Origin of the sequence: Flavobacterium sp. RSP49 (assembly GCF_003968735.1) — a bacterium.
Taxonomy (GTDB): domain Bacteria; phylum Bacteroidota; class Bacteroidia; order Flavobacteriales; family Flavobacteriaceae; genus Flavobacterium.
Window position 1 is genome coordinate 155,649 of sequence record NZ_RYDN01000006.1, and the last position, 3,969, is coordinate 159,617.

Sequence of the window (3,969 nt, forward strand, 5' to 3'; positions counted from 1 at the left end):
TTAGTAGCGGGAACTGGACTCGAACCAGTGACCTTCGGGTTATGAGCCCGACGAGCTGCCTACTGCTCTATCCCGCGTTGTTTCGACTGCAAATGTACAACCAAATTTACTAAATTCAAACATAAATTTAAAAAAATGTTTTATTTCGTCTATTGACTTGATATGTCTACCTTTGCACAATAAATTATATTGAAAATGTCACATAAAGCAGGTTTTGTAAACATCATAGGGAATCCAAATGTTGGAAAATCAACATTAATGAATGCCTTTGTTGGAGAACGATTGTCCATAATTACTTCAAAAGCACAAACAACACGCCATAGAATTCTTGGAATTGTAAACGGGGAAGATTTTCAATTGATCTTGTCAGATACACCAGGAATTATAAAGCCTGCCTATGAAATGCAGGCATCTATGATGAATTTTGTGAAGTCTGCTTTTGAAGATGCTGATATCTTGATTTATATGGTCGAAATTGGAGAGCAGGATTTGAAAGATGAAGCTTTCTTTAATAAAATTATTCACGCCACAATCCCAGTTCTGCTTTTATTGAATAAAATTGATACTTCAAACCAAGTGCAGCTAGAAGAGCAAGTTGCTTTTTGGGCAGCCAAAGTTCCAAATGCAGAAATTTTCCCAATATCTGCCTTGCAGAATTTTAATGTGCCAGAAGTTTTTGGACGTATCATTGAGTTATTACCGGAATCACCGGCGTATTACCCGAAAGATCAATTGACAGACAAACCAGAACGTTTCTTTGTGAATGAAACCATCCGGGAGAAAATATTATTGAATTATAGTAAAGAAATTCCATACGCCGTAGAAATTGTTACCGAAGAGTTTTTTGAGGATGAAAACATTATCAGAATCCGTTCTTTGATTATGGTGGAGCGCGAAACCCAAAAAGGAATCATCATCGGACATAAAGGAGCCGCTTTGAAGAAAGTAGGAATGGAAGCTCGTGCCGACTTGGAGAAGTTTTTCGGAAAACAAATCCATATTGAATTGTACGTAAAAGTCAACAAAAACTGGCGTAGCAACGTTAATATGTTGAAACGATTTGGGTATAATCAGTAAGACAACTGTTCCGGATTCAGTTTTTTAGCGCTCAGCTCTAAAAATTTTACGATAAATAATAGTAGAACTCGAAATGCCCTAGCCCAGATGGGAACGGCATCCTTTTATGTTTTTCTTTAAAACATAAAAGATAGAGTGGATAGCTGGAAATAGCTCCTAAAAAGGCATTGAAATTTAGTTTGAAGGCGTGCAGTTAGTGTGCTTTTTTGCTGAATACTCAAAACTAGTCACTACAAACTAAAAAAAGCATACCTTTGCAAAATATTTGAAAATAGGATTATGAATAACATTGTTGCGATAGTAGGAAGACCTAATGTAGGGAAATCAACCCTTTTTAATAGGCTGATACAAAGAAGAGAAGCTATTGTAGATTCTGTTTCGGGAGTGACCCGTGACAGAAACTACGGAAAAAGCGAATGGAACGGAAAAGAGTTTTCTGTAATTGATACCGGCGGATACGTGCGTGGTTCTGATGATGTTTTTGAAGGAGAAATCCGTAAACAAGTCGAACTTGCAATAGATGAGGCTGATGTTATCATTTTTGTGGTAGATGTAGAGGAAGGAATTACTCCAATGGATGATGCCGTTGCACGATTGTTGCGTAAGGTGACAAAACCAGTTTTACTGGCTGTAAACAAGGTAGATAATTCCATGCGTGAGAAAGATGCGATTGAGTTTTACAACCTTGGTTTAGGAGAATATTATACGTTTGCCAGTATTTCAGGAAGTGGAACCGGTGATTTATTAGATGCATTAATTGATGCTTTTCCTATAAAACCAGAGCCAACTCAGGAAGAAGTTGTATTGCCTCGTTTTGCAGTGGTTGGACGTCCTAATGCTGGAAAATCAAGCTTTATCAATGCTTTAATTGGTAAAGACAGGTATATTGTTACAAATATTGCGGGAACAACTCGGGATGCAATTGACACAAAATTTGACCGTTTTGGTTTCGAATTTAACTTAGTGGATACTGCGGGTATTCGTCGTAAAGCGAAAGTGAAGGAAGATTTAGAGTTTTACTCAGTAATGCGTTCGGTTCGTGCGATTGAGCATGCGGATATTTGCATTTTGATTATTGATGCCACGCGTGGATTTGAAGGTCAGGATCAAAGTATATTCTGGTTGGCTGAGAAAAACCGTAAAGGAGTTGTAATATTAGTAAACAAATGGGATTTAGTCGAAAAAGAAACGATGTCAACTCGGGATTATGAAGCTAAAATCAGAGAAGAATTGATGCCATTTACGGATGTGCCTATTCTTTTTGTTTCGGCTTTGACCAAACAGCGTTTGTTAAAAGCATTAGAAGCAACCGTCAAAGTATTTGAAAACAGAAAACAGCATATTGCAACTTCAAAATTCAACGAATTTATGTTGAAAGTGATTGAAGCCTACCCGCCACCGGCAACAAAAGGGAAGTATGTAAAAATTAAATACTGCATGCAGTTGCCAACACCTACACCACAATTTGTATTTTTTGCTAATATGCCACAATATGTAAAAGAACCATACAAACGTTATCTGGAGAATAAAATTAGAGAAAACTGGGACTTTTCAGGCGTTCCAATCGATATTTATATTAGAGAAAAATAAAAAAAATCCCGATTTTATCGGGATTTTTTTTGCATAAAATGGATTTGAGTAATTAACGTTTTTCTTCTTCAAAAGTTTCCGTAGGATGGTCACTGTACCAATCTTTGAATGTTTTTGTAGTTTTAATCGTCAGTTAGAACGGTATAAACCATAAATTGGATAAATGGTATACCACGCAATATAGGATCATTAAAATTGGCAGAGGAATAGTGGTTTGACATAAATCGGCAAATACAAAAATGTAAATGGTGGTAAACCACGCGAGTTTAATTGCGAAATTTTTCATGATTATATCTTTTAATTAAGACACATCTTAAATTCTAAATATTTAGTTAATACACTAATAATCAATACTTAAAATATGATTATTTAGTATTTTTGTAAAAATATATACGTACTAATAGTTCTTTCGGTTCTTTTTTTGGAGTCTTATTTTATGCAATATACTGAATCGGATAATATTTCTATTGAAATAATCAATTCCGTTGGATCGCTGCTGAAAACTGTTTAAATAGCCCAATTCTAAAGCAATATTCGGATTAAAACCATATTGTAGAGCGATGTAAATTCGGTTTTGGTCAAACGTATTTTTGATGATTTTTTTTCCAAAATTAACCATTACTTCATCAGATAATATTGCTTTGACAAAGTGTTTTTCTTTTTTCCAAAAGGTATAATCCCCTTGAAGTCTATATCTGAACCTCCATGAAAACGAGGTTCCCGGCGATAAATCAGTCTTGCTAGCGTTATGAATAAAACGTTCTTCTAATTGAAAACGTTGATGGAAAGTTACTTTACCTATGATTTTTTTCCATGTAATGTCTTGTTGCCCTCTATATTCCGGGATTTCAAAATCAAAATTAATTTCAGGAACCTGCGTGTCAACAGAGAAATAAGCAAAACCGACTCCAGTTTCCAGATGATCATTAATTTTATAACGTCCTTGAACACGAATAACATATAAATTTTCAGCAGTAGGCTTTACAAAAAGACGATTGTCAAATTCAGAATGCAGAGACCACTTCTCGTTTAACGATAATTGGTTGTAATAGCGTGTCCAAAGAATACTTTGATGATCCACTATTTTGCTGCTTTGTCCTTGGCAGCCCAGTGACACAAATAAAAACAAGATGATTCTAATGGTTTTCACTAAATTTTATTTCGATTATGGCAAATTTAAAAAAAAGTCTAGTATTTCTATAGGGTATATTTTATTTTATTTAAATGTCCCGTCCTGAAATAGCGATACACAAAAAGTATCCTAATGGAAAAACATGAAGAAACACGCTATGTGAAGCGGAC

Annotated in this window: 3 protein-coding genes and 1 tRNA gene; 2 read left to right on the forward strand and 2 right to left on the reverse strand. The window is 35.1% G+C overall.

Annotated features, from left to right (window positions below; genetic code table 11):
• Positions 1-4: 4 nt before the first annotated feature.
• Positions 5-77 (reverse strand) — tRNA-Met (locus tag EKM02_RS05460).
• A gap of 118 nt (positions 78-195) precedes the next feature.
• Here EKM02_RS05460 and era point away from each other — a divergent pair.
• Both era and der read left to right on the forward strand, forming a co-directional pair.
• Positions 196-1,077, forward strand: a complete 882-nt coding sequence (gene era, locus EKM02_RS05465) for a GTPase Era (protein WP_126452863.1) — start codon at positions 196-198, stop codon at positions 1,075-1,077.
• Positions 1,078-1,356: 279 nt separating this feature from the next.
• Positions 1,357-2,667 (forward strand): ribosome biogenesis GTPase Der, encoded by a 1,311-nt coding sequence (der, locus tag EKM02_RS05470; protein WP_126452865.1) that lies wholly within the window; start codon positions 1,357-1,359, stop codon positions 2,665-2,667.
• A gap of 397 nt (positions 2,668-3,064) precedes the next feature.
• Here the strand turns inward: der and EKM02_RS05475 are convergent, their stop codons facing one another.
• Complete coding sequence (locus EKM02_RS05475; RefSeq protein ID WP_126452867.1) at positions 3,065-3,817, reverse strand: DUF2490 domain-containing protein; 753 nt, start codon at positions 3,815-3,817, stop codon at positions 3,065-3,067.
• Between the last annotated feature and the right edge of the window lie 152 nt (positions 3,818-3,969).

What these genes read in the sequence shown, in the direction of transcription:
- era (WP_126452863.1), top strand. Translation starts at nt 196, where the DNA reads ATGTCACATAAAGCAGGTTTTGTAAACATCATAGGGAATCCAAATGTT.
- der (WP_126452865.1), top strand. Translation starts at nt 1,357, where the DNA reads ATGAATAACATTGTTGCGATAGTAGGAAGACCTAATGTAGGGAAATCA.